At 67.0% G+C, this 23,248-nt stretch carries 18 protein-coding genes; 6 read left to right on the plus strand and 12 right to left on the minus strand.

Annotated elements, in window-relative coordinates; genetic code table 11:
- Positions 1 to 2: 2 nt before the first annotated feature.
- From ABGA98_RS05005 to ABGA98_RS05015, 3 genes are all read right to left on the minus strand, one after another.
- The gene (locus ABGA98_RS05005) at positions 3 to 500 is read right to left on the minus strand and encodes a sigma-70 family RNA polymerase sigma factor (protein WP_132599997.1); all 498 of its coding nucleotides are present in this window, start codon (positions 498 to 500) and stop codon (positions 3 to 5) included.
- Positions 501 to 706: 206 nt separating this feature from the next.
- Entirely contained in the window at positions 707 to 1,261 is a 555-nt protein-coding gene (locus tag ABGA98_RS05010) for a hypothetical protein (protein WP_347616954.1), read from the minus strand.
- Between the two features lie 135 nt (positions 1,262 to 1,396).
- Positions 1,397 to 2,401 carry a helix-turn-helix domain-containing protein gene (locus ABGA98_RS05015; protein ID WP_347616955.1) on the minus strand — a complete coding sequence of 335 codons (1,005 nt, stop codon included), beginning with the start codon at positions 2,399 to 2,401 and terminating at the stop codon, positions 1,397 to 1,399.
- A 71-nt stretch (positions 2,402 to 2,472) separates the two neighbouring features.
- Here ABGA98_RS05015 and ABGA98_RS05020 point away from each other — a divergent pair, with 71 nt between their 5' ends.
- Both ABGA98_RS05020 and ABGA98_RS05025 read left to right on the plus strand, forming a co-directional pair.
- Entirely contained in the window at positions 2,473 to 3,738 is a 1,266-nt protein-coding gene (locus ABGA98_RS05020; RefSeq protein ID WP_347616956.1) for an MFS transporter, read from the plus strand.
- 71 nt (positions 3,739 to 3,809) lie between these two features.
- Positions 3,810 to 4,409, plus strand: a complete 600-nt coding sequence (locus ABGA98_RS05025) for a TetR family transcriptional regulator (RefSeq protein ID WP_347616957.1) — start codon at positions 3,810 to 3,812, stop codon at positions 4,407 to 4,409.
- 15 nt (positions 4,410 to 4,424) lie between these two features.
- On the opposite strand, the gene ABGA98_RS05030 is transcribed toward ABGA98_RS05025, so the two are convergent.
- Entirely contained in the window at positions 4,425 to 4,760 is a 336-nt protein-coding gene (locus ABGA98_RS05030) for a hypothetical protein (protein ID WP_347616958.1), read from the minus strand.
- Positions 4,761 to 4,950: 190 nt separating this feature from the next.
- Here ABGA98_RS05030 and ABGA98_RS05035 point away from each other — a divergent pair, with 190 nt between their 5' ends.
- Complete coding sequence (locus ABGA98_RS05035) at positions 4,951 to 5,559, plus strand: hypothetical protein (protein WP_347616959.1); 609 nt, start codon at positions 4,951 to 4,953, stop codon at positions 5,557 to 5,559.
- A gap of 6 nt (positions 5,560 to 5,565) precedes the next feature.
- Here the strand turns inward: ABGA98_RS05035 and ABGA98_RS05040 are convergent, their stop codons facing one another.
- A complete protein-coding gene (locus tag ABGA98_RS05040; protein WP_347616960.1) occupies positions 5,566 to 7,050 on the minus strand; it encodes a M28 family metallopeptidase in 1,485 nt (494 codons plus the stop codon).
- A 128-nt stretch (positions 7,051 to 7,178) separates the two neighbouring features.
- Entirely contained in the window at positions 7,179 to 8,126 is a 948-nt protein-coding gene (locus ABGA98_RS05045; protein ID WP_347616961.1) for an ATP-dependent DNA ligase, read from the minus strand.
- 121 nt (positions 8,127 to 8,247) lie between these two features.
- On the opposite strand from ABGA98_RS05045, the gene ABGA98_RS05050 reads away from it, so the two are divergent.
- Complete coding sequence (locus ABGA98_RS05050) at positions 8,248 to 8,481, plus strand: hypothetical protein (protein ID WP_347616962.1); 234 nt, start codon at positions 8,248 to 8,250, stop codon at positions 8,479 to 8,481.
- Between the two features lie 39 nt (positions 8,482 to 8,520).
- On the opposite strand, the gene ABGA98_RS05055 is transcribed toward ABGA98_RS05050, so the two are convergent.
- The gene (locus ABGA98_RS05055) at positions 8,521 to 8,805 is read right to left on the minus strand and encodes a hypothetical protein (protein ID WP_347616963.1); all 285 of its coding nucleotides are present in this window, start codon (positions 8,803 to 8,805) and stop codon (positions 8,521 to 8,523) included.
- Positions 8,806 to 9,097: 292 nt separating this feature from the next.
- The gene (locus ABGA98_RS05060) at positions 9,098 to 9,310 is read right to left on the minus strand and encodes a DUF397 domain-containing protein (protein ID WP_347616964.1); all 213 of its coding nucleotides are present in this window, start codon (positions 9,308 to 9,310) and stop codon (positions 9,098 to 9,100) included.
- 202 nt (positions 9,311 to 9,512) lie between these two features.
- Here ABGA98_RS05060 and ABGA98_RS05065 point away from each other — a divergent pair, with 202 nt between their 5' ends.
- On the plus strand, positions 9,513 to 9,788 hold the full coding sequence (locus ABGA98_RS05065; RefSeq protein WP_347616965.1) for a winged helix-turn-helix domain-containing protein: 276 nt from the start codon (positions 9,513 to 9,515) through the stop codon (positions 9,786 to 9,788).
- Positions 9,789 to 10,379: 591 nt separating this feature from the next.
- Here ABGA98_RS05065 and ABGA98_RS05070 read toward each other — a convergent pair.
- Both ABGA98_RS05070 and ABGA98_RS05075 read right to left on the minus strand, forming a co-directional pair.
- On the minus strand, positions 10,380 to 10,556 hold the full coding sequence (locus ABGA98_RS05070; protein ID WP_347616966.1) for a hypothetical protein: 177 nt from the start codon (positions 10,554 to 10,556) through the stop codon (positions 10,380 to 10,382).
- A gap of 221 nt (positions 10,557 to 10,777) precedes the next feature.
- Positions 10,778 to 11,245, minus strand: a complete 468-nt coding sequence (locus ABGA98_RS05075) for an SUKH-3 domain-containing protein (protein WP_347616967.1) — start codon at positions 11,243 to 11,245, stop codon at positions 10,778 to 10,780.
- A 155-nt stretch (positions 11,246 to 11,400) separates the two neighbouring features.
- Between ABGA98_RS05075 and ABGA98_RS05080 the strand changes: the two genes are divergently transcribed.
- Positions 11,401 to 12,771 (plus strand): hypothetical protein, encoded by a 1,371-nt coding sequence (locus ABGA98_RS05080; RefSeq protein ID WP_347616968.1) that lies wholly within the window; start codon positions 11,401 to 11,403, stop codon positions 12,769 to 12,771.
- A gap of 210 nt (positions 12,772 to 12,981) precedes the next feature.
- On the opposite strand, the gene ABGA98_RS05085 is transcribed toward ABGA98_RS05080, so the two are convergent.
- Together ABGA98_RS05085 and ABGA98_RS05090 are read right to left on the minus strand one after the other, a co-directional pair.
- Entirely contained in the window at positions 12,982 to 13,683 is a 702-nt protein-coding gene (locus ABGA98_RS05085) for a hypothetical protein (protein WP_347616969.1), read from the minus strand.
- A 123-nt stretch (positions 13,684 to 13,806) separates the two neighbouring features.
- Positions 13,807 to 22,158, minus strand: a complete 8,352-nt coding sequence (locus ABGA98_RS05090) for a DNRLRE domain-containing protein (protein WP_347616970.1) — start codon at positions 22,156 to 22,158, stop codon at positions 13,807 to 13,809.
- Between the last annotated feature and the right edge of the window lie 1,090 nt (positions 22,159 to 23,248).

The raw sequence follows: 23,248 nt of genomic DNA on the forward strand, positions 1-23,248 counted from the left end.
GCTCATGGCAGCGTCACCCCCCTTTCCTCGAGCGCCACGCGCAGCGCGCGCATGGCGTAGTACACGCGGGACTTCACCGTGCCGACCGGCACGCCGATCGTCTCCGCCGCCTCCTGGACGGTGCGGTCCAGCAGGAACGTCTCCGTGAGCACCTGGCGATGGGCCGGAGAGAGCGACAGCATCGCCTCGGTCACCACGATCTCCCGTAACAGGCGCTCGTCCTCCGCGGCCACGGGCTGGGCTCGGTCCTGGATGTCGTCGACCGTGTCGAGGGGACGCGTGCCCGAGCGGCGGTGGTCGTCGATGACCACGCGGCGGGCCACCGTCGCCAGCCACGGCATCAGCGAGCCGGTGTCGGTACGCAGGTCGTGGAGGTTGCGCCAGGCGCGTACCAGGGTCTCCTGCACGACGTCCTCGGCCCAGCGCCGGTCGCCGCCCGTCAGCCGGATGGCGAAGGCCATCAGGGGGGCGCCGTACTCGCGGTAGAGGGCTCGGACCATGGCTTCGTCCGTTACGCGGTGATTCACAAGGGGGCGGACTCCTTGCGCTGCGGCTATCACGAAATATCGCGCTAGGTACGCTGGCATTGAGAATTATTACTCTAGCCACCAGCCAGGCCCAGGGCAGGCAGTTTGCCCCATTCGCCGCCCAGCCAGATTTAACCGGTAAATCGCGTTAACTCCTCTGTTCGATCATGGTCTGGCCCCTACCGTCCGGAATGCCCATCCGCCATCAACGAGCGCCGCCCCCCGGACCAGCGCTCGGCCTCCAGCAGCAGTTCGCGCACCGTGGCGCGGCGGTCCTCCCACGGGTCGCCGAGCAGGGCGCGTACGACGTCGATCGCCGCCGGGCGGGACAGCGCGTTCGGGCGGCGGCACTCGTCGATGACCACCCGCAGTTCGGGCACCGGCCCGAGGTAGGGACGCTCGCCGTCGCGGACCGGCCGCCCGGTCGCGGCGAAGACGATCACGTCGGCCCAGTCCCTGACGTCGGCGGAGGGGAACTCGCTGCTGCGCGGCCCCGGCGCGAAGAACGCCCGCCCCTCCGGCCCGATCATGACGTTGCCCGGGTTGAGCCGCAGCCCGGCGATCCCGCCCAGGTGCAGCCTGGCCATGGTGGCCGCGGTGCCCAGCGCGAGCAGGTGCAGCGCCTCTCCCCTGTACGGCCCCGCCGACCTGACGACGGCGACGAGCGGTTCGCCCTCTCCCAGGTAGTCGCGCGGCGACAGGGCCAGTCCGTCGCTCCATCCCAGAAAGTCCATCGTCGCCCTCCTGGCAGCCGGGGCCCGGGCCCGCCGGCGTCCCGTTCACGGGCACCGCCGAGCGCCGTTTCGTCAGGGGGTACGACGGCCGGCCCGTGCGGGTTCAACCGGAGCGAACGGATCCGTTATGGCGGGTCACGCCACGGCGTCAAGCTCGCGGAAGGCGGCGCGGTAGGTGCTGGGCGAGGTCCCCACGGCGGCGTGGAAGTGCTTGCGGAGGTTGGCGGCCGTACCGAGCCCTGCCTGCTCGGCCACCTGGTCCACGGGCAGGTCCGACTCCTCCAGGAGTTCCCTGGCGCGCTCGACGCGCTGCTGGGTGAGCCAGGTCATCGGGGTGGTGCCGACCTCGTCACGGAAGCGCCGGGTGAAGGTGCGCACGCTCATGGCCTCCTGGGCCGCCATCTGCCGCAGGGTGATCGGCTCTCCCAGCCGCCGCAGGGCCCACTCACGCGCGGCCGCGGTGGAGGGCGACGACGGCTCCGGCACGGGGTGGCGGACGTACTGTGCCTGCCCGCCCTCCCGGTGCGGTGGCACGACGGTGCGGCGGGCGACGTCGTTGGCGACGGCCATGCCGAAGTCGCGGCGGATCATGTGCAGGCACAGGTCGATCCCCGCGGCGCAGCCCGCCGACGTCAGGACGTCGCCGCTGTCGGAGTACAACACGTTCGCGTCCAGCTCCACCTGCGGGAACAGCCGGGCGAACCGGTCGGCGTAGCGCCAGTGCGTCGTGGCGGCCCGCCCGTCGAGCAGACCGGCGGAGGCCAGGACGAAGGCGCCCGTGCAGATGGAGGCCACACGGGTGCCGGGCCGGATGCGGGCGAACGCGCCGGCGAGCGGCGCGGAGAGCGCGGGCTCCTGCTGCTCGTAGTCCTCGTAGGAGGACAACACGATCACGGTGTCGGCCTCCGCCAGCGACTCCGGGCCGTGCTCGACGTTGACGGTGAAGTCCCCGTCCGTACGCACCGCGCCTGGTCGCAGGGCACATGTGACGACCTCGTAGAGCGGCTCCCCGCCCGCCGACGCCCCCGCACGGGCCTGCCCGAACACCTGGTGGACGATGCCCAGCTCGATCGGCAGGGTCATCTCGCGGGCGAGTACGGCGACGCGATGGCGTACGGGACGGGAGAAAACTGAACCCATGGCCATATTGTTGCGCATGTCGGCTATCCAGCCACTCGTCGGGGGCGTACCCACGCCGAAAGGCTGGAGCCATGGTTCAGCACGTACAAACCTCGTTGGCCGCACGCACGGGCCGGGCGTGGGTCGTCGCCGCCGTCGCGGGCGCGGCCATCGTGGCAGCCGGCGCCTTCACGACCGTCCCCGGGCTCCTGATCTCTCCCCTGCACCACGAGTACGCCTGGGACCGCGGCCAGATCGCCCTGGCCGCCTCCGTTAACATGATCTTCTTCGGCTTCACCGCGCCTTTCGCGGCGGCCCTGATGGAGCGCGCCGGCATCCGCCGTGTGGCGGCGGGCGCCATGCTGCTCGTCGCCGCCGGCGCCCTGCTCACCACCGTGATGGCCGCGCCCTGGCAGCTGGTCGTGTACTGGGGTGTCCTGATCGGCCTGGGCAGCGGCTGCCTGACCATGACCTTCGCCGCCATGATCACCGGCCGCTGGTTCGTCCGGCGTCGCGGGCTGGTCACCGGCGTTCTGAGCGCGTCCAGCCATCTGGGGCAGCTGCTCTTCCTGCCGCTGCTCGCCTGGTCGGTCGACCGGTTCGGCTGGCGGCCCCCGGTCGTGACGCTGGCCCTCACCGCCCTGGCCGTGTCGGCTCTGGTGGCCCTGTTCCTGCGCGACCACCCGGCCGACGTCGGCGCACCGCCGTACGGGGGCGCGCACGTCGTCGCCAAGCCCGCCCCCGCCCGGGGCGCCGCGCGCCGCACGGTGACGGCGCTCGTCGACGCCGCGCGCACCGGCACGTTCTGGCTGCTGGCCGGCATGTTCGCCATCTGCGGCGCCAGCACCAACGGCATCATGTGGAGCAACTGGGTGCCCGCGGCCCACGACCACGGCATGCACGCGACCGCCGCCGCGTCGATGCTCTCCCTGATCGGCGTCTTCTCCGCGCTGGGCGCCGCCGTCTCCGGCTGGCTCACCGACCGCTTCGACCCCCGCCACCTGCTGGCCTGCTGTTTCACGGTGCGCGCGCTCACCCTGGTGGCCCTGCCGATGGTGCTCTCGTCGACGGTCCAGCCCTCCCTGATCGCCGTCGTGGTCGTCTACGGCCTCGTCGACGTCGCGACCGTCCCGCCGGTCATCGCGCTCGCCCAGCGCCGCTACGGAGGCGACGGTCCCATCGTCTTCGGCTGGGCCAACTCCGCCCACCAGCTGGGCGCGGGCGCTTCGGCCTTCCTCGGGGCCACGGCCCGCGACCTGTTCGGCACGTACGACGCCGTCTGGGCCGTGTTGTGCGCGGCCTGCGTCATCGCCGCCCTGACCGCACCGGCCGTACGGGTTCCGCGGGATCGGTCTTGACGCGGCGGCGGCGAAGTCACGATAAAGTCCTCACGCAAGGACTTTGTGTCGTGAACGTCGAGGAGGGGCTCGTGGGTAGGACGGGACGCCGCCCCGGGACGTCGACCACCCGGCAGGAGATCGTGGCCGCCGCCGCCGCCTCGTTCAGCGAGCACGGCTACGACGGCACGAGCCTACGGCAGGTCGCCACGGACGCCGGCGTCGACCCCGCACTGATACGCAGGTTCTTCGGCAACAAGGACCAACTGTTCAGCGCGGTCGTCGCGGAGGTGTTCCAACCGGACCGCACGATCGTCATGCTGCTGGACGGTCCGCGCTCCAGCCTGGGACGCCGGCTGCTCGGCTACGCCTTCGACCTGCTGGGGGACGTCGACTCCCCCGGCCCGCTGCTCGGCGTCATCCGCTCGGCCGCCACCAACGAGCACGCCGCTTCCCAGGTCAGGGACTTCCTGGCCGCCGACCTGCTCGTCAAGCTCATCCGTGTCCTGGGCATGGACAACGCCGACCTGCGCGCGACGCTCACGGCCAGCCAGCTCGTCGGACTGGCGATCACCCGGTACGCCGTGCGGGCCGAGGCACTGGTCATCGCCGACCCCGACGAGCTCGCCGATTGGGTCGCGCCGACGTTGCAGCGTTATCTCACCGGGCGGGCGCCCAGACCCTCAACCTGATGAGGGCGCGCGCGCTCACGCTGCCGCACCGCCGAATCCGATGGGCCGCGTCACGGCGACATCGCCCCGGCTGATCAGCACCTCCCCACGTTGCACCGCGAACTCCTCCACGCCGAAGCCATCCTTCAGGTTGCGCTGAAGCTCGGTCACCGCCGCCTCGGAAGCCGCGGCCGCCTCGGCGTCATGGAAGACCGTGATGGTCATCACCGTCCCCTCGCCGGTGCCGACGGCGCTGTAGAGGACCGAGCCCACCTGCTTCGGAACGCGATCCGCGAATTGGGCGTCCACGTGCTCGACCATCTTCCTGATCGTGTCGGGATGCGCGCGGTAGTGCCGGACGATCGCGTACATGACACCTCTCCTGGATCGGATCTCTCCATTCACCGTATGTCCCCACACAAAGACTTTCAAGTCCTTACATGAAGACTTGATGAACCGCTCGCCGGTGGCCCGAGCCGGCATGTGCCCGCTGTTCCGGGGTTGACCTTGACGCGGCGTCAACGTTTCTCATGGGAGGCGTCCAGCCGAAGAGGGGAGCACGATGGTCAGAGCCGCTTTGCGCGTCCTGGGGTTCGAGGTGAAGGGCCTGGCCTCCGTCGGGCTGTGGATCGTACGCCGGCGTCACGGCGTGCCGCCCGGGGCGAGCGCCGTCACGTACGCCAAGGAGCAGACGTTCATGCTGGCGCTCATGTTGTTCGCGATGGCGATCGAGACGGTGGTGGTCGACCTGCTGCTGGTCGCGCTCGGCGTGCCCGGCTGGTTGCGGTACGCGGTGCTGGTCGCCGACCTCTACGGGCTGCTGTTCGGGGTCCTGCTGGCCGCGGCCTGCGCCACCCGGCCGCACGTCGTCACCGACGATGAACTGCGCATCAGGTACGCCGCCTACTTCGACGCGCGGGTGCCCCTCGACCGGATCGTCTCCGTACGGACCGGCCGCAACCTGAACGAGAAGAGCATGGTCTCCGTCGCGGACGGGCGGCTCGCCGTGGCCGTCGCCTCGCAGACCAACCTGACGGTCGAGCTGGCCGGGCCGGTCACCGTCGTCCGCCCGCTCGGGCGCCGGGCCGAGGTCACCTCGATCCGGTTCTTCGCCGACGACCCGGAGGCGGCGCTGGCGGCGCTGCGTCCCCGGCTCACCGTGCCCTCGTGAAGAGCGTCAGCCTCCCCCTCCCTGTGCGGGGGTGGTGCGGCGCGGGATCGAGCGCAGGTCGAAGGCGAACCGGGCCGCGGAGTCGGCGATGGCGTCGGCGTTCACGTCGAGCGCCGTGCGGCTGACGTTGCGGATCGTGTCGCACGCCTGGTGGTAGCAGGCGTCGTACGCGGTGCCCGCCGTACCGCCGAACAGCCTCGCCTCCGCGGCCGTCTTGACGCCTTCCGCGCCGGTGAAGATGCCGCCCGCCGGGATGCCGACCGCGATGAACGGGCCGTAGTCGGAGCGGCCGTCGAAGTCGGTGCCGACGGTGGGCAGCTCGCGGGAGCCGTAGAAGGTCTCGAACTGCTCCTCGATCTGGGCCGAGCCGGGCGGGCCCGCCGAGGCGCCGGTGTCGTCGGAGTCGTCGCCGTCGTAGAGCTTGTAGGCGAAGTTGGGCGAGGCGACCATGTCGAAGTTCAGGTAGAGGCGGATGCGGTCGCGTTCCGTCTGCGGCAGCGACGTGACGTACTGGTCGGAGCCGAGCAGGCCGAGCTCCTCCGCGGCCCAGAAGACGAAGCGCACCCGGTTCTTGACCGGGAAGCGGGCCATCTCCTCGGCCACCTCCAGGATGGCGGCGCTGCCGGAGCCGTTGTCGTTGATGCCGGGACCTGCGGGCACGCTGTCGAGGTGGGCTCCGAGCATGACGACGTCGCGCGGGTCGCCGGTGCGGGTTTCGGCGATCACGTTGTGGTCGGTGCCGATCGCGACGGTGGAGTCGACGGTGAGCCGGACGGTGGCGTTCTCCGTGCCGGCCAGCCGCTCGCCCACCGCGTAGTCCGCGTACACCATGGGGATGCCGGCCCGCCATTCGCCGACGTCGAGCTGCTCGGCCTCGGTGCGGCCTTCCTGTCCTTCGTTGAACACGATGATCCCGGCCGCCCCAGCCGCGGCGGCGTTGCGCACCTTCTGGGAGAAGGCGCAGGTGCCGCGCTGGACGAGCGCGATCCGGCCGGCCACGAACCCGTCGAAGTCGGAGGCCTCGCACCCGCTGGTGGAGGACGGTGTGGCGGCCGGGGGCAGCGTCAGGTCCACGCCCTGGACCTGCGCGGTCACGTCGCCGGACGGGGAGGGCTTGAAAGCGAAGAAGTCCTGCTTGGGAACGTACGCCCGCCGTTCCGGCGCGGTCTCGGTGAGGGCGGGTGGGCTGTTCTCGGTCCAGCTCTCGACGAATTCGACGGGATCGAACGTCACCTTGTAGCCAGCTCTGCGCAGTTTGTCGGCCACGTAGTCGCGGGAGGCGTCGTAGCCGGTCGTGCCCGCGGCGCGGTTGCCGCCGTGCTCGGTGGCGATCTGCTGGAAGGCGCGCAGGTGCTCTTCGACGTTCGCGCCCTTGACCTTCTTGACCAGCAGGTCGGCGTACGTGTCGGCGGGCTCGGCAGTATGGGCCGGGGCCGCCGCGGTCAGGGGCAGCGCCAGTGCGGTGATCAGTGCGGTGACGATTTTGCGCATGAACGATTCCCCTGTCGTGGATGGGAATGCGACATTCCCCCGAGCCGCGATCGGAACGTAAATCCCCAGCTACGAGGCAGACAAGGCCTTCTCCAGCGGCAAAATCAGGACATGTTCGAGTAACGCGTTCACTCGGCGCGACGAGCGCGGGCACGGCGTTTGCCCTCGTGCATCGCCTGGACGCGGGCGACCGGGATGGTGTGCCCCTCCTCGACCAGGTCGGCGGGCAGCGGTTGCGGCCCGGGCATGAGCTCGGCCCACGGGTCGGCCCCCTTGAGCCGCGCGGCCGCCGTGTGCACGGTGAAGTCGGCGGGCGCCACGCGGTCGAGGTCGTCCCACGCCACCGGGAAGGAGACGGGCACGCCGGGACGGATGCGCGGGCTGTAGGCGGCGGCGACCGTCGCGCCGCCCGCGCGGGTGGAGTCGAGGAAGACCTTGCCCTCGCGGTCCTCCCGGATGAACGCCGTGGTCGCCAGCGCCGGATCGAGCCGCTCGGCACGGGCGGCCAGCGCGCGGGTGGCCGCCGCGAGGTCGTGCACCGCCGTGCCCTCGGCCACGGGCACGAACACGTGCACGCCCTTCGACCCGCTCGTCTTCACCGCCCCTGACAGCCCGGCGTCACTCAGAGCCTGGCGGACGAGGAGCGCGCCGCGTACGGCCAGCGAGAAGGAGTCGTCGTGCTCGGGCGGGTCGAGGTCGAGGATGAGGTGCGTGGGCCGGTTGCCGACGAACAGCGCCGGGTGAAATTCCACCGCCCGCTGGTTGGCGAACCACAGGAGCGTCCTCCTGTCGTCGCAGAGCGCGTACGTCACCTGCCTGCGGGACGCCTCGGCCCAGAAGGAGACCGACCTGATCCACTCGGGGGCGTATTTCGGCAGGTTCTTCTGCATGAACGGCTGCTGCCCCGGGCGGACGCGCATCACGGACAGCGCGCGGTCGCGCAGGACGGGGATGATGCGGCCGGCGACGGCGTCGAGGTAGTCGACCAGGTCGCGCTTGGTGGCGCCGGCGCCGTCGAACAGCGGCTGGTCAAGGTTGGTCAGGGCGACCCCGTCACGGGTCTCATCGGCGGCCACCCGCCCTACGATGCCACAGACGCCGCTGAGGCACCCGTCCCCGATGCTGTGCGTGATCTCCGTGAACCCGGCCCGGCAGCGGATCGTGCAGCTTGAGAAGCTCAAGCGATGATCACGTGGAGTGCCGTACGAGGACGTGCTGATCGAGGACTGCCACATGCACTACCGGTACGCTCGGACGCCATCGCCACCGACACGACCGGCGGCATCCGCGCAGCCGCTGCGGAACATCACGAGCAAGGGCAGCACGTTCGCGCAGGTGGAACGGACCGACGTGGCCAGCGACGTGGCGGACTTGAGGATTTCGGACGTCAAGGTGGACGGGGTCCCAGCCGCACCGGTGACAAATTTGTGACGCGCTCGTCTCCCATGCATACAGGCTGGCAAAACGGCTTCAACGTGCGCGGCCCTCGAGGAGGCTCTCCCACAGCCGCTTCGCCTCCGCCACGCGAAGCCAGGGGCTCACGCTCACGCGACTGCCTGAGGAAGTCCTCTCTGTACGGCGGATGTGGCCGAGGCCGCCCGTTACGCAGAATTCGTACGACGTCGGCAGGCAGTCGCAGGTGTGGTCCCGGACCCTGACGCAACTGCCTCTGCCCACCGGATCAGCCCAGTCGATCGTGGCGTGCCCGTTCTGAGGGGGCTCGGCGTGGGTGCCGTGAAACTCGTCGATGCTCATGCCGATCTCCAAGTCTTGTCACGTTCCAGAGCTATGTGGGGTGGGGCAGGGGTGCGAGGTGTGCCGGTTCGGGCAGCAGATCACGCCGACTCGCCGGTCCGCATCGGCGGTAACGTCGAAGCAGCGAAGTCCGGTGAGGAAGTCCGCCGCTCGCCCTCGTTCCCGCGATCGGCACCAGCACCGACCCACTGGTAGGCATGCCAATGTGCCATGCGGCGCTCCCGTAGAGTTTCGGGGGCGGCGGGCCCCTGCTTGCTTGGATCAGGCAGCGATCGCCGTTCTCGGGTGATGCCTAGGTGGTGGACGACCCGAACGCGCGACGCTCGTCACCGGCGAACCGGAGCGTCTCGGCATCCGGGTTCTTCGAGTCACGCACCGCGTGGGCGTCCTCGACACCTGCGATCGGCGCGGTCAGGGCACACGACTCCATGTCCTCCTCCTGCTGATTACCACCGCACACCCGATGGAACGACACCTCACCGAGGTAACTGCCGTACAGATCCATTACGTGATCATCCTTTCGCCACCTGGGGACACGCTGGTCGCGCCAGGGTGCCGGACCGGAACTCAACACCTCATACGCCTTCTTCGGCTACACAGCGCAATCATAGACCAACCTAGTCCATCCTGTCTAAGGCTAGGTCTAGCACGGTCTGTACTGTTTGGTCTATCTATAGAAGTGAGTGACGGTTTAAGGTTCGCCTGTGATGACGCCTGATACGCCTTGGACTAGCGATGATTGGAACCCGGAGTTCTACCGTTACGAGCAGATTGCCGACTGGATCGAGGAGCGAGTCGAAACCGGTGTTTATCCACCACGCACCGTGCTGTCCGAGGTGCAACTGCAGAACTATTTCAGCGTCGGCCGTGCGACCATCCGCAAAGCCTTCGAAATCGTGCGTGAACGCGGGCTGATCATCACCAAGCCTGGCAGGGGCTCCGTGGTCATCCGTCGCGATGACAACGGCTCGGCGAACTCCTGATCTTGGCTGAAACCCGCAGCTTGGCCGCGTCCGGGGGGCGCCGGGTGGCCCGGAGGAGTTTCGCCTCCGGGCCACCCGGCGGCGGGCGGGGCGCAGGTGGCAAGCGCGGTCAGATAGGTGCAGGTCGCGGTGTCGAAGGCGTCGCCGTCCAGGCGGGCGAACAGTCGTCCCAGGGTGCTGGCGGCCAGGCGCACTTCGCCGGGCAGGCCGGCTCGGGCACGCAGGTCGGGGTCGTACCCGGCGATGAACCGGGCGATCTTCGCCAGGGAGGTCGCGCCGCCGAGTACGGCGAGCAGGGGATAACGCCAGCAGGGGGCCGAGCCGGTAGCGGCGTCCCCGGCGACAGCGCGGGTCCGGGATGGTGTCCAGGAGTTCGGCGAGCGTGGGCAGATCGAGCGGCTCGGCGGGCAGGTCGGCGACGGTGACGTGCTCCAGGTGGCGGGAGAGCACGTCGATCGGGGATGATGGCACGCGAACGCGGCCCCTGTTCTTGATCGACTGGCTAGACACCGACGATCATCGGGGGCCGCGTTCTTCATGTGCACCCTGGGGTGCCCTCAACGCCTGTCTCATCGAGCCAGCGAACGTCCATCAACCGAGAACGCAACGGCCTTGGATCGCGTCCGGCCGCATCGGCGCCCCGACCGGCTCGCGGAACAGGTTGACCAAGGCGAAGTCGCTGGCCTGGGCTCGCGGGATCTCCGCCCGCTCGAACACGTACTGGTCGTAGGCCTGCACCAGCAGGAAGTCGACCGGGACCTGGCCCACGCCTCGTTCGGATTGTCGCGACGGATGACGTGCAGATGGGCACCCTGGGTGTCGCAGCCCAGCGGCCGTGAGTCCAACATCAGGTGGAGGTCGCTGCGGCGCAGTCCGACTCGCCGCGACGCGAGAGGGCCCCCGTCCTTATGATCACGGACGGGGGGTGCTGCCGACAGATGTCGAATGCGTCATAGCCATCTACTGGGGAAAGCTACACTGATGGCGGGTTAATCACTGATGATCTCCGGCGGTCTCTCGGCCAAGACCATCGTCTCTAGAGCCGCCGATAGCGAAGAGCCCAGGTAAAGGACTTGGAAACTGGTTTCGGCGAAATATCTACCGTCATCTCCGCTAAGCAGAATGTAATTATCCAGCCATTCTCCCACTGGACACAGTTTACATCTGATGTCCTGCTCTCGTTCAGCTATCCTAGCTCTCTCTCCTTGGGAAGCCCATACCGGATCGAAAAATATATCGCCGGTGCCGAACTCCGATGCCGACGAAGGCAAGGAAGCTACACGGAGCCCACCTAGTTGGGTTAGGGTTGAAACAGCCTCCTCGAAGAGATCGTATCCTTCATATCCCAGTGATTCCACCCACGAGGATATGTCCTGTCGTCGACCAGGCCTCCATCCGGCCAGTTCGATTGCAGTTCTGACTTTGGGATGGAGATCCACTTCCCCGAGCTCGCGCACTTTACGTATCCCATCTTTTCCAGAATTACGGCTTATTGAGGCTCTTCGAACTTGATCGGGGAGTAGGCGGATCGAGACTCGGCGGCAATCACTGTGGGTGACAGTGGCGCGTGATGATCACCCCGGATGCGCGAGGTCCGTGGCTCTCGTAGATCATGGCTGTTCTCGACGCAGCCGATCTTGAAGAGACCACGGACGTGAACAACTCTATCGAGACATCCTCCGACACGACGCTGCTGCTGGGCCTGGAGGGCATGGCGGTGATGCGGGTGGAGGTGGACCAGGACGGACACCGGACGGTGCACGTGCGCACCGATGATGAGAGCGCGAAGGCGTGCCCGGCCTGCGGAGTGTTCGCCACCCGGGTCAAGGAATGTGTGCTCACCTTCCCGCGTGACCTGTGCGTGGGCGGAGAGCCGATCAGCCTCGCGCCGATGAGGGCGTCGACCGCGACGAGCGCGGCATACCCCTGCCCGACGTCGCGAGGCGGGCGAGGAACCGGCCATGCGCAAGGGCTTCCGGGCCTACGGCAAGTCCAAGGATCACCGCGACGACCTGCCACAGGTGGTGATCGGGCTGGCGGTCACCCACGACGGCATCCCGGTTCGCTGCTGGTGCTGGCCCGGCGGCACCGCCGACGCGACCGTGATCAGCCAGGTCAAGAAGGACATGCGGGACTGGACCCTCGCCAAGATCGTGTGGGCGGGCGACCGCGGGTTCACTCCGCCGACAACCGGCGCACGCTACGCAGCGGCGATCACCACTACATCCTCGGAGAGAAGCTGCGTTCCGGCTCGCCTGAGGCCAAGGCGGCGCTGTCGCGGCAGGGCCGCTACACCGACGTGGCCGGCAACCTCAAGGTCAAAGAGGTCCGCATCAGCGAGCACGAACGCTTCGTGATCTGCTTCAACCCTGACGGCGCCGCCCGGGACGCGGCGGTGCGGGAACGGCTGCTGACCCAGCTGGGCGAGCTGATCGACGGCACCGACGACTGCAAGAGTGACAAGCGGGCCGAGCTACGCGGGGTGATCTCCACCAAGCCCGGGCTGAACCGCTACCTGCGCGTCACCGCCGGCGGGCTGCTGCGCATCGACCAGGCCAAAGTCAAGGCCGAGGCCAAGCTGGACGGCAAGTACCTGCTGCGCAGCAGCGATCCGCGCCTGAGCGCCGAGGAGATCGCGCTCGGGTTCAAGCAGCTCTGGCAGGTGGAACGCGGCTGGCGCGACATGAAACAGATCATCGACCTGCGGCCCGTCTACCACCGCTTGGAGCAGCGCATCCGCGCCCACGTCATCCTCTGCTGGCTGGCCCTGCTGCTGATCCGCATCATCGAAACCAGCACAGCCCGGACCTGGCGGCACATCCGTGAGGAATGCGAGCAACTGACCATCGCCACCTTCACCGGACCAACCGGCACCTTCCGCCAGATAGCCGAACTCACCAAGCCGCAGCGGGACATCCTCACCAAACTCGACCTCCCCGCCCCAAAGAAGGTCATAGAGGCGATACCAACCACCCCCTCCTGACCAGCAACAACACCCCGCCCTAGTAACACGCCGCGCACGCGCTCCAGCATGCGTTACCGCAGCTCAACACCTAGATTCGTGTGCTTTTCCTCAGACACATCTGCGGAACCCAAGCGAGGACGCGACGTGAATAGTCACCCAGACCGGGCTCGCCCTCGGCACCCCGGCAAAGACATGACCGACCCTACGAAATCAACCTGTTTAGCCGCATCAAGGCAAGTTTGCAAAATCGCCCTTGACCAGATCACCAATGTCCACTTGGACTTTGCTGCGATATTCTTTCGCCCAATACTGCACTGCCTTTCCGTACGTGGGAAGGAAGCCATCGATCTTGTGGTTAGCCATCCGTTGAAGTTTTTGCAGCGCCGTGTGCTCCAGGTCGAAGTCTCTAATCTGTCTGGCCACAATGACGGACTGCACCAGCCTCGCTGGCGAGTTCGAAGATCGGAACTCTGCCCTTACGCCGTTTCTGTGGACGTCTGAATCAGCCAATAGCAGCATGCCAAAGTCTTGCTGGCTCGAGACAAAAGAAACGAGGGAATCTCCCCAGTGTCGAATGTCTGCGATGAAAGTCAAAGAAATGCCCTCACCTTTAGCAGGCCGTCTATATCCTGATTCCCAGGTCTCAACGTCCGCCGCCATGCTCAGGCTCATTCTGGCATCCTGGACAGCGTCCAATTCGGGGGGGAGGATGGCTATGGCGAAATTTTGCGGGAAGCTAACGAGATGAGCGGCTACACTCCATTGGAGCCGTGCATTGTCATGCTTTGCTGGAAAAACTGACAGAACATGTTCTACGTCATTTGTGCGTCGCGTCAGACTGGTCTTGTCGGGCTTGGCCACCGACAAGTTAGGAACGTTGTCACGAACGGCGGCAAGAATTTTGGCTATGGGCAGCCAGCGTGATGACACTCTGACATCCACTCCAATTGGATCATTGGCTTCACCTTTATCGCTATGGCCACACTATCACATAGGGGTCGGATGATGGTGCGACTGCCACCGCCGCTTTGACGGTGGCAGTCGCACCGTTTCTTACGGTCTGGGGCTAAGCCAGGTCCAACGTCTTCCGCTCGAGGGAACGGCCATACGGCGTAGAATCACGAGTCCGGCGGCTGTGGTTTCGTAGGTCCACAGTTCACCAGTCGTGTGTCCGCCGGCCTTCATATAACCGCGCAGTTGCCGGGTACCTTTCTTTATGCCGCTCTTCGTGTGTGGCTTGAGCTCCACCGGGGCACCGGTTGTGGTATACCAGTCCGGCCCGGCCGCTCCCCTTGGTGCGCCCGGCTTGTATCCGATGGACTTAAAGCCGGCAGCGACCGCGGGATCGTAGTGGATGGCGTTCCCTTGTTGGGCCGCTCTGCTGTTACCTGGCCTGAGGTTCTTCATCCCAGCGCGGGCTCCGGCCACGGCGGCGACATTAGCTCCGCCTTCCATGGCTGCGCCGAGTGCCATCAGTTCGAGTGTGTTCAGGCCATTCGTACACCAGTCCTCATGGTCGGCGCATATACGGCGCCCCATCTCCATTTGGATGACGTCCTGCGTCAGTCCAGTATGAGCTGTGCAGGTGAAATAGGGGTCGTAGTTTTCCAGGTCGCAGTCCCGATAAGCGTCCAGCGCACCCGGAATATCGTTGAACGCCTTGAGTATCGCCTGGTTGAGATCTTTACCTGAGGGAGCAGTGATCTTCGTCGGCCCGATATTTACGGTCGCGGGACCGTCTGCCGACTGCTGGGCAGGGTCACGCAGTTTGCGTCCCGCTCTTATGTCGGCTAGGTCTTCCTGCCAGCCGCGATATCCGCCGTTCTTGCCGTTCGCGTAGTCATCCGGAATGTGCCCGTCAAGTTCGATTCCGGAAATCGGGTTGCCGCCGGTGAAGGCGTAGCGGTTGCTGGTCCAGGGGTCGAGACCGAGGGAGAGGTCGTCGAGGGCACCGTTGTAGGCGTCGAGGTTGAGGAAGCGGTTGAGGCCGGGGTTGTAGTCGCGGAACCCCATGTCGTACATGCCGGTGGAGTTGTCCCAGCGCTTGGCGTTGAAGCGGTAGGGGTTGTACTCCTCCTTGGCGGTCGGGTCGACCGGGTCCGGTTTGTCGACGCCGGTGAAGAGCTTGTCGTCGTTCTTCCCGTAGGCGGTGTAGCCGTACGTAGCCCTTGTGTCACCCGACTCCGAGGTGATCTGCTCGACGTCGGTATGCGGGTTGTAGCCGTAGTAGGAGGATTCCTCGCTGTCGTCGGCGTTGACCTTGACCTGGGACAGGCGTTCGCCCCACGGCGAGTATTGGAAGGACTTGGTGAGTTTGCCGGCCACCTCTTCGTCCAGGACGTCCGCGGACAGGCCGAGGTAGGAGTAGGTGGTGGTTTTGGCTGAGGCGGTGCCTTCCTTTTCGGTCTTGGTGGTGGTGCGGTCGAGCGGGTCGTAGGTGTAGGTGGTGACGGTGTTGGTGGTGCCGTCGGTGCCGAGTTTTTCGTGTCGGGTGACGTGGTCGAAGCCGTCGTAGGTGTACTTCTCCCAGGTCTTGCCGCCGCCTTGGATGGTGCGCAGCCGGCCGTAGGGGTCGTAGGTGTAGGTCGCGGTTTGGCCGCCGGTGACGGAGGTCATCAGGCGGTTGCGGTCGTAGGTGAAGGTGGTCTTCTTGCCGAGGACCTCCTCCTGCCAGACGTTGCTGTTGGGGTCGTGGGAGTAGGTCTCGGTCTCCGCGGTGCCGCCGCCGGTGGGAGTTTTGACGGTTTTGGAGATGCGGTCGCGGGGGTCGTAGGTGTAGGCGTAGTCGTGGTCGAGGTAGGCGCTGGGGTTGTCGGCGTTCTGGATCTTGGTGTGGTCGCTGGCGCGGTGCAGGTTGCCCTGGTAGCCGATGGTGTGCTCGGCCACCACCGTGGCGTTGGGCTTCTTCTCGATCGAATGCCGTAGGACGCCGGACAGGAAGTAGTCGTAGGTGACGACGTTCCCGTTGGCCTTGGTCTCGGTGAAGCGCTCACCGCGCGAGGTGTAGCTGTAACCGGTGGTCTTGGGTGAGGGGTCGGTCGCCGACTTCTTGTTGACCACCTGGTCGACCAGGTCGCGGACGTCGTAGCGGTAGGTCGCGAGCGTCTTGTCGTGGGTGCGCTCGTCGACGGCGCTGTTTTCGTTGTAGCGGTAGCCGGTGGTGTTCTTCAGCGCGCCGTCGAGGTACTCCTTGATCTGGCCGATCTGGTTGAGGTTGGTGTAGGTGATGTCCCAGGTGTCGATCTTGGCGGTCGGGGAGGCGTCTTGGATCGTGGTGAGGTTGGCGTTGGGGTCGTAGGTGTAGGTGAAGTTTTTGGTCTCGGTGTCGGTGTCGCCGGTGTTGTCGCGGACCAGCTTGACCGCATCGGCGGCGACGGTGCCGTTGGCGTCGTCGGTCAGGGTGACGCTGTGGGTGGTGCCGGCGGTGAAGGTGTAGGTGCCGAGGTCGACCCAGGTGCCCGGGTTCTGGGTCTGGTCGAGGGTGACGGTTGCCTCGCCGTCTTGGTGTTTGACCTTGTAGGGGGCGTTGGTGGCGGTGGCGCCGGTCGGGTAGCGGACCCAGGCGGTGTAGGTGCCGTCTGAGGGGGTGGTCAGGTTCCAGGTGAAACTGCTCGTCCCGGTGCCGGCGGGGGCGGTGGCGTAGTCGTAGCCGACGAACCCGGTCGCCGCCTGAACCTGAGGGCCGACGATGTTCGATGACGGGCTGGCGCCCGTGCCGGGGGTCCAGGTGCCGGTGGTGGTGACCTGGCCGGTGTCGGAGTTGTCGTTCATGACGACGTCCAGGCCGAGGGGGACGCCGTCGTCGGAGTGGGTCTTGAGTTTGCCGTCGGGGTAGTACGACCAGTCCAGCGCCCGCTGGCTGGAGCCGCCCGCGCTGGTAACGGTGCGGTTGGTCTGCAGGCCCAGCTCGTTGTAGTCGTAGGTGGTCTTGATGTCCCATGGGTCGGTGGTGGTCTTGGACCAGCCGTTGTCCCAGTAGGTCATCGTGGAGTCGTTGCGGACAGTTTGTCCGTGGGAGGGCGGGTGGGAGATCTCCTTCAGGCGGGAGACCGCGTCGTAGGCGTAGATGACCTTGTCGGGGGTGTTGTAGACCGGGTCGTCGGGGTCGTAGGGGTAGATCTCCTCGAACGGGCGGTTGAGCTTGTCGTAGGTGGTTTCGGCGATGAAGTCGTCGGGGTCGTCGGGGGTTTCGACGCCGCGCGGGGTGACGGTCTTGGTGCGGTTGCCGGCCTGGTCGTAGGTGAACTGGGTGGTGACGTACTTGAGGGTGTCGCCGGTGCCCGAATGCGGCACCTTGGTCTCGGTGACGTCGCCGCGCTCGTTGTAGACGATGATCGTCTTGTTCTTGTCCTGGTCAGTCTGACCCACGACCTGGCCGTCCAGGTCGTAGTCGACGGAGGTCTCGAACCCGGCGGCATCCTTGACAGTGGTGACGCGGTGGTTGAGGTCGTAGGTGTAGAACGCGGTGTGGTCGCCGGCGTCGGGGGTGGCGTTCTTGCGCGGGTCGATGACCTTCAGGACGTTGCCGACGTCGTCGTACTCGTAGCTGATCTTGTTCTGGTGGTTGTTGTTGGCGACGTCGGTGGTGGTGACGTGCCGCAGCTGGTAGATCGGGTCGTAGCTGTAGGTGGTGGTGAACTCGGCCGCGTTCGCGCCGGTCAGGTTGCCGTTGGGTTCGGTCTGGGTTTCCAGGTTGCCGGCCGCGTCCCAGGTGAAGGTGGCCTTGCGCTCAGGTCCGTCGGTGCTGTCCTTGGGCAGCACCGAGGCGGTCAGCTGGTCGGCCTTGTCGTAGACCGCGGTGGCCACGGCGCCGTTGGGGGCGGTGGTCTTGGTGACGTTGTCGTTGCGGTCGTAGATCGGCGCCGGAGTCGTGATGAACACCGGCGGGGAAGCGTCCTGGTCTTTGGGGACCTTGGATTCGAGCGGGCGTTTGAAGATGTCGTAGGTCTGGGTGGTGGTTGTGCCGAGGGCGTCGGTGACCGACAGCACGTTGCCGCGCGCGTCGTAGGCGGTGACGGTGGTGTGGTCGTCCTCGGCCGCGGTTTCCAGGCCGTAGGCGTCGGTGATCTTCTTTGGGTAGCCGGTGGGGTGGTAGTCGGTGAAGGCGGTGGGGTTGTCGTTGGCGTCGACCGCCCGGGTTAGTTGGCCGAAGCCGTCGTAGGTGTAGGTGGTGTCGTAATCGTCGGGAACGTCGGTGGTTTTGACGCCGAGCGGGTCAGTGACCTTGATCAGGTTGCCGTTGGCGTCGTAGTCGAAGTCCCAGGTGTGGCCCTGGGGTGAGGTCTTGGTGTCCAGGTCGGCGATGTGGCCGCCCAGTCCGCTGGTGTAGTCCAGCGTGGTCGGCGGGGTGTTGTTCTGGTTGGCCTCGGCGTCGCGGATTTCCAGGGGGTAGCCGGTCAGCGGGTCGTAGGTCCACGTCGTGACGGCGTCAGGCGTGGTGGTGTCGGGGCGGCCCTTCTCGATCAGCGTGGTGACGTTGTGGTCGGCGTCCCACACCGGATCGGTGACCTCGCCGTTGGCGTTCGTGATCAGAGTGGGGCGGCCGTAGGCGTCCAGCACGTACCGGGTCTGGTTCTGCCGCGGGTCGGTGACGGTGGCGTGGATCGTCGCTTCCGTCGGGCCGTCGGGGTCGACGTAGTCGAAGCCGGTTGTGCCGTTGAGCCGGTCGGTGAGGGTCTGGACCTTCCACAGGTCTTCGGGGTCTTCGGTGGCGTCGTAGTAGTCCAGGGTGGTGGCGTACTTCTCCGCGCCTTGCGGGGTTTCGGCGTGGGAGCGCGGGTCGATGATCTTGACGAGTTTGACGTTCTTGTTGCCCTGGGTGGCGTCGTACTGGAAGCCGAAGGTCTTGGCCTGCTCGTCGCCGGCGCCGTCGATCATGCGGGCCATCAGGCCCTTGTCGGTGTAGGCGAAGGTGACCTTGCGGCCGGCGATGTCGGTGATGGACTCGACGTTGTCGATGATGTGCGGGTTGGTCAGCTTGGTGGCCTCGACGGGCTGCCAGGTGGTGTCGTCGATGTAGGTGTAGTCCTGGCCCTTGGCGTAGTAGTCCAGGGTGAGGGTGCGGCGGCCGGCGGCGTCGGTGATGTAGCGCAGGAACTTGGTGGGCTTGTTGCTGGATTTGCGGCGTTCGTAGGTGAACGACATGGTGTTGCCGTTCTTGTCGACGATCGCGGACTGGAAGCCCTCGTCGTCGAAGAAGAACTGGGTGCGGTCGGGTTTGGTGAACACCCACTGGCGCAGCGGGTCTGTTGAGCCGGTCTTTTGCAGGTACAGGTGCACGCCGCGCGGGTTCTTGTAGGCGCAGTTCTCCGTGCAGGTGGGCGGGTCGCGCTGCCACACGTGGGTGGTGCCGTCGCCGTCGGTCAGCCGCACCTGCTCGGGCCAGGGCTGGCCGGGTGGGTGGAAGGCCAGTTGCGAGCCGAGCTTGTTCAGCGTGGAGGTCTGCAGGGACCAGCCGTAGCCGAGCGAGGCGGTGCTCGTGTCGAGGCTGTTGTAGGTCATGCGGGCGAAGGTCTGCACGCCGCGGGAGGGGTTGGAGAAGGCGTTGTAGCCCCACACGACGTTGCCCGCGTAGGGGTTGGTCAGCGCGGTGCCGCCGGCGCCGGTGTTCTTGCCGGTGTAGGCGTAGAACTTCTCCAGCCCCAGCAGGTTGGAGGTCGGCGTGGTGAGGCGGATCTGTTGCGGCAGTTGCGGGATGTGGTGGCTGGCCGATTTCCATTCGTTGGTGGTGGTGTCTTGTACGTCCCACACCAGCGAGACCGCGTCGGCGAGGTTCGCACTGTTCAGCACCGGCGCTTTGACCTGGGCGGTGACGGTGACCGTGTTCTGGGGTTCCAGGTCGGTGGGCAGCGGGGTGAGCAGTTGGGTGTCGCCGGTGACGTCGCTGCCGTCGGGCAGCTTCCAGAAGTAGCCGAGCCGGGTGGAGGCGGCCGGCCAGATCTCGTCGGTGGTGTTGGTGATCGTCACCTCGATGGTGCGCTGCTCGCCGGCGCTCATGTCGGCGGGGGTGGCCTGCGCCTGATAGGACGCCGCAGGGTCGTAGTAGTAGACAACCAGCCACGGCCGTACCTCCGGCTCGGCCACCTCGCTGGAGGTCAGCGAGATACCCGCGCCGCTGGTCGCACACGCCGTGCTGTCCTCGCTTTCGGACTTCATCAGCAGCCCGTGATTGCTGGATGGATCGGCCACCCATTGCTTGACCAAGTCGCTGAACCCGTCCAGCGTGTGCCAGCTGGAGGAGTCGTGGTCGTCGTAGGGGTAGGCGATGATGCCCTCCCCGACCGAGGCGGCATCGAAGTCGCCGCCCGCCGTGGCCCATGGCACGCCGGGAGCGGCGTTGGTCCACGAGGCGTCCGCTTCGTCGAAGTCGCGGGTCAGCGGGTACAGCTCAAAGGTGGCTTCGCCACCGCGGTGGGCCACCTGATACAGCCGCAGACTGGCCCGCCCGCTGGTGACCGTCGACGGGATGATCGAGGTGTCGAATTTGAGCAGGCTGCGGGTGTTGCCGTAGGCGGCTCCACCCCATCCGGCGGACAGATTCGCCCGTTCGCCCAGCGTGTCGTGACCCGTGCCGGGCTGGCAGGACGACAGCGTGGTGTCCGCACTGGGCGGGATGGTCGCGTACGACACCCCGCCGTCGGGCAAGGCGACCCCGACCGGCCCCGACAGCGAGGTTTTCCCGTCGTCGCGGACGGCCACCACGCGGTAGTTCACCCACTCGTCGATCGGCGCCGAGGTGTCGACGTAGCTGGTCGTCTGCCCGTCCAGCGGCGCCACCAGCGTCGCCGGTGAGGGTGTGAAGGCGTCTTCCTGGCTGCGGTGCACCTGATACTCGACCACCTCGCCCGGCCCGTCATAAGCGCTCCAGGACAGCTCGGCGCCGGTGGAATGCACCACCAGCGGCCGGGCCAGCTGCACCGACGGCATGTCGTAGGTGAGCGTCAGCTTCGGCATCGGGCTCTCCGGGAACCCCGCCCCCCAGTCCCCGGCCGTATAGACCGGGCCGCCGGCGGCGACCGACTCGTTGACTGCCTTGACCATCACCCCGTGGTTCGGCGCCGACCCGCTGATCCAGCCCTGGGCCAGGCCCGTGATCGTGTAGGTGTGCCACACGTTGGCCTGCGCCGGCTCATAGGTGGCGGTGCCCGCCACCGCGCCCAGCGCGGCGTTGATCGAGTTCCAGGTCACCGTGGACGGCTCCCACGCCTGGGTGATCGCCCGCGCCTCCAGCGGTACTGAGGCGGCTGTGCCTGCCAGCGTCTGGTCGTAGTACAGACCCAGCTCGGCAACGTCCAGTTGCGCCCCTGTCGGCACCAGCGAGGCCACCTCGGGGAACTTGATCACGCCGCGGTAGACGGCGCCGCCGGACACGCCCGCGCCCAGGCGTCCGTCCCAGTCGTAGTTCACCCTGGGCGAGGAGGAGACGATCATCGCGTCGTTGGAGGTCTCGGCGTTGGACGCGACCACCACGGTCGGGTCGATGACCACCGGCCAGGCCCGCTCCGGCGCCGCCAGCCAGCCCGCGTCCGCGCTCACCGTGATCGTCACCTGATCGCCCTGCTGGCTCGCGGTCTGTGTGACCGCCGGCGAGTACCGCTTGCCATGTGGCGCGGCCGGATCCGCGGCGGCGTCGGTCATGAACGGTTTGGGGATCGTGAACACCGCCGGCCTGCCCGACGGCGGTGCGAAGGTGATCGACCCGTCCGCGTTCGTCGTGGCCCGCAGCCCGCCGGAGACGGTGACCGTGAAGGTGTAGGACGCCGGGCCCTGTGGAGCGCGGGCCAGCACGATGCTCTCCTTCACCCCGCTCGCGCTCAGCTCGTAGACCAGGTCGACGCCCTCACCCAGTGCGCCCGGGTAGGTGACCGTCGAGCCCTCCACCGTGGGGGTGAGCTGTCGTTCCTGGCCGGGCAGTCCGAGGGTGAGCCGCCGTTCGCCCAGCGAAACCTGCATCAGCTTGCCGGAGTCGTCGCCGAAGCGGGTGGAGAAGCCGTTGCTGTCGTTACCGTGGACGAACCCGTCCTGCGACATCTCCTTGATCCGGGTGTCGATCGGGCGCCAGTCTCCCTTGGCGTCCAGGTAGTGGGCCGGCTGGGCTGAGATCTCGGCCTGCACCCGGCCGTCCTCCAGCTCGTACACGCTGGCGAACCGGGACCGCTTGCCCTTCAGCTCCTTGACCCGTTTGCCGGGTGGCGCCGGCGGCTTCCGCTCGGCGACCGGGGCATCGCGCCCGGGCAGAACGACCTTCTCCTCCGACGGGCGAACCTCGCCCTTCGGCTCCTCGGCGAACCAGCCGGCCACCTGCGCGGCCACCCAGCCGGCTGCCCGGGAGATCAGGTTCGGCTCACCCGGAATCGAGGTGGCCGTCTGCGCCGTGGCGGGCGGCGCTGATGCGAGTGAGGCCACCAGGGCGAGCGTGGTGACAAGGACGACAGATCGGCGTAACCGTGTGTGACGCCGGGATCGGGGCCGTTCGGCCGGTTTCGGTCGAGGAAGGGGTAATTGCGGCACGGGCACACTCCACGACTCACGCGACCACACAGGCCGCACATAAGGCGGATCTAAAGATCCTGGGAGCAAAACATCCGCATCACGCCACAAAACGGCACATTCGGTCAATATGCACAGAAAGTGACCTACATCAGAAGTCGAACACACTGTTGAATAAGCCGCGAGACGGCACTCAAGCTGCGGGGACTCGCCTCAAGAACGAACCTCGGTCGATTTCCCTCGACAGTTACGGAAAGTGAGGGCACGTTGGCGAGACCACCACCCGGCGTAGCCGTGAGTCAATTCCCAGCAAACTCACAGCAATCGACACAGTCCGTAAACTCTCCCACCATCACGCCATCGCGCCCCTGACCTGCAGAAAGGCTCACCCAACAGTGCCACAACAGCGAATCCTCGCCAGACGGTCTTGACCACCGTCACCATCCATGTCTTGATCAATAAGGTTTGCCGTTGCCCGCCCCCGCACCCCCGGGACCACACGACATGACCGCGACCAGAACGCCCCCACGGTGACGACCCACCCCCACGAAACCACCACCGAACAGCGACACAGCCGCGGACCGGCGATCCGCATCGCCGCCGCCCTGACCGGCCTCCTCCACCTCGTCCTCGCCGCCCTCCTGATCGGCATCCCCGCCAACCACCCCACCCTCGACGAACTGCCCACCCCGCAAAACGACACCACCATCACACCCCCAGCCGCCCTCGCCGCCCACCCCACCGCCGCACCAGCCAGCCCAACCGCACACCCCCGCCCTGCCACCACGCCCACCGCCGCCCCGTCCATCACCGCCCCGCCCCCCACCGCCCCGACACGCACTCCGCCGTCGCCCCCCGCCACACGCCGACACCGCGCCACACCACCCACCGCCCCAGCCCGAATCACACCCCCTCAGCGTCAGACGACAACCGCCGCCGCGCTACCGGACACCCCCACACCAACCAAAACCGTCATCCGCCCCAGGCCACCTGACACGCAGCCAAC

Source organism: Nonomuraea sp. B1E8 (genome assembly GCF_039871515.1).
Lineage (GTDB): Bacteria > Actinomycetota > Actinomycetes > Streptosporangiales > Streptosporangiaceae > Nonomuraea.